2 protein-coding genes are annotated in these 3,120 nt (G+C 34.8%); both read right to left on the bottom strand.

All coding sequences use genetic code 11. The annotated features are described in order from the left end of the window. Nucleotides 1-355 precede the first annotated feature (355 nt). Nucleotides 356-1,003 carry a hypothetical protein gene (locus ACRD62_RS22230; RefSeq protein WP_430822281.1) on the bottom strand — a complete coding sequence of 216 codons (648 nt, stop codon included), beginning with the start codon at nucleotides 1,001-1,003 and terminating at the stop codon, nucleotides 356-358. Nucleotides 1,004-2,068: 1,065 nt separating this feature from the next. Then, nucleotides 2,069-2,842, bottom strand: coding sequence for a prephenate dehydrogenase/arogenate dehydrogenase family protein (locus ACRD62_RS22225; protein WP_321408901.1), 774 nt, complete (start codon nucleotides 2,840-2,842; stop codon nucleotides 2,069-2,071). Nucleotides 2,843-3,120: the final 278 nt, after the last annotated feature.

The raw sequence follows: 3,120 nt of genomic DNA, 5'->3' as shown, positions 1-3,120 counted from the left end.
TGCTGGAAAAACCAGCTTACACTCTCCACATTTAAGATTTACAATCATGTGTTATCATATTGGTTATCTGTGCTATGCGCAGCATTGTGTACAACTCTCCAATAAACGGAGTATTACTGTTATTTTTAATTTATCCATGTTTTTATTCCGCTATACATGCCGTATAGGGTTGTAAAGCGGATATGATATTATGTTTATTTTCATGGTTGCCTTTGTGCTCTTAAGTTAGTCATTCATTTTTTAAAATTTTCATTTAACATTATTATCAATTCATTGGCCAACCAAAAACCAAAAAATATGCTTTCTAAGTCCCGACAGCTTAAAAAGCATATTAATTGCAACTATGTAAAAAAAATTAGTTGTTTACGATTGTTCGGGCGGCCAGATAACCATTGTAAAAACTGGCATCGCGATGTTTAAATATCTTCATCAGTTTATCCAGTTTGTCGTTAAGCAGGGCACTGGCCTCAGCAAATAAATCTTCCAGATCTTTGGTGGCTATCACCGAATCAATCTGGTATTTGCGGGGTAATCCGTTTAATCCCTTAAAATTATCCAGGTCTCCGTCTAAATCACTTACCTGCTCTGTTGTTACACCAAAATCGGTACTTAAAAGTTCTATATGATTCGCTGTTTCCTCTAAAATTTCACTTACCTTATCAATAAAGGCTATGTTTTTTAATTTATACAAATCCGATTTTGATTGATTCATACGTGCAGCCAGATCTTGTTTGTCTTCCAACAGAGCAAAAGCCTCCACCTGATCATTAAGAATATCCGCTTTTTCGGCTATAAGGCGTTTCAGCTGATATTTTTCCATCCCCAGGTAGGTTTTAGCCTTGTCTTGATCTTTGCTTTTTTGGTTGATTGAAACAAGCAGTGCTTCAAACTCATTTTTTACAGTACCAATTCTCGGAATAGTACTCCATTTAGGACTAGCATTATTCAAATAGGATAATACAGTACTAAACATTTCCATTTTATTTAACTGTATTTCTTTCATAGTTATATTTAGTTAGCTAATGGTTAAAAAATATAATTATGAATTAATATTAGTAATTATATTCTATATATCAAAATAATTATTGTTTATGAAGTGATGTAAAATATCTAAATATCAGTTTGATAATAGATGAAAATGAGGTTTTTTTGTCAGATGTGAGCTGAGTGGCAATAAACAAAATACATAGTTTGTTACTGTTTTATAGTGATATTATAAACAAATTTACGAAAAGTTGTATCGTTAGATCAGCTTCATAAAGTGTGCATTTAAATCTACTTTTTTGCTTTCGTTTTTGAGTAAATGGAAGAGTATGAGCGTTTCTCATCACAATGTTTCTGTTGAATGGGAGAGATGAGTAGGATATCAAACCGTGGCAATAGGGTTATGAGGTAATACTGCTTTTTGTGTGCGCCAGATGTGCAGCTTAACTGCCAACTGTGAGTTAAAGCTTACGATTACTACAGTCATTCTTCTACGTATCTTTTATCAGCTTTTAGCTATTATGCATACCATAAAAATCAGATTCGTGAAATCAGCGTAATTTGTGGTTAAATAAAATTTGCTGAATGATTGCTTAGCTATACCTGCCACTGGTTGCATACCATTGATTCTGACTTTAGAAAATATAAAATGGGCACTTCGCCCAAAAACGACTTTTCTTGTTGGGCATTCCATGCCGCGCTCAGAGAATTATAATTTAACCCGTTGAGTAAAACGCAAAGAGTTATTCACTGCAACGAGTCTAAGTTATCAACACATATGTCATTAGGAGAGAAGCAGATGTTTTTTAGAAGGATAAAGTACTTATTTTGCTATGTTGAGATAGCATTTTATCGATTAGAGGGCTTATTTTGTCATCTTAAGATAGCATTTCTTTACTTCGAGGCCTTATTCTGATGATTGAAGGGGTTATTTTGTAACCCTGAGATAGCATTTCTTTACTTTGAGAACTTATTCTGACACCTCTAGATAGCAATGGGATATTTTAAGCAAAAAGTATATGAACCCGAATTGATGTTTCGCAAATCGGGTTTTAAGTTTGAAAGGTAAGGCCAGTTGTGTGTGTTATTCAATATTCTTACGTACCATGTTCAGAAAATCCTGTAACCCTTCTGTATCTTTCTTTTCAATTAATCCCAAAAGATGTTTTAACTGATAGCGAATATTCTCAACCTGTTGATAGGTGTATGGATTAAAAAGAATTTCAGTCAGCAGGTAGTCTTCTTCCGACATCAAGCCTTTGGCAATATTCATGTGCTTGCTGAAAGTTGTTCCGGGAGCTTTCTGATGTTTCATGCAGGCACCGAATACCAGCGAAGAAGCAAACGGAATGGACAGTGAGTAAGCAATGGTTTCGTCATGTCCATCGAAACTATATTCATGAATGTTCAGATTCAGTGAGCTGAAGAAGTCTTTAAAGAAGGTTTTGCCCAAATGATCGCCTTGAGTAATGATGATCGCATGATGCATGCCTAAATCCTTCAGGTTGGCAAAAGTAGGACCAAACATTGGGTGAGTGGAAACATAGCGGTAACCACTTTTTTCGTAAAATTCCTGTAAGCCTGTTTTTACTGATGAAATATCTGATAGTATGCAATTTTTGGGTACAAAAGGCAATACTTCTTCAAAAGCAGGTAAAGTATATTTTAGTGTTACGGCATTAATCAGAATCTCAGGAGCAAACTCGGTGATCTCCTCAAATTTAGTGAGCCTTTGTGTATTAAATACATAGCGAAGCTTGCTCATATCACGGTCAAAAATAGCTACTTCGTGATCGAGACAAAGGGCATCGGTTAACCAGGTACCCATTTTTCCTGCTCCAAGAATACAGATTTTCATAGTGTAATATTAGATCGTTAGATAGTAGTCAGTGGTCAGAAGATTTGTTACTCCGAATTGGTTTTACGATTTACTTTTTTACTGACTATAAAAATTAAACGAACATTTGATAAAAAGAATGAGGGTGTCCAAAAAGTGATTCTGCAAATAAGGAATCTTTCAAATTGTAACTTTACTTTCATAATACCCCACCAAACCTCCCCTAAAAGGGAGGCTTAAGTCCCCTTCAGGGGATTTAGGGGTGACATAAAATGATATTTTATTACAAATTGAAACTA

It is taken from the genome of Carboxylicivirga caseinilyticus, assembly GCF_050589785.1.
In the GTDB taxonomy this organism is placed as follows: Bacteria; Bacteroidota; Bacteroidia; order Bacteroidales; family Marinilabiliaceae; genus Carboxylicivirga; species Carboxylicivirga caseinilyticus.
Note: the sequence above shows the minus strand (reverse complement) of the source record. Positions and strands in the feature narration are given on the sequence as shown.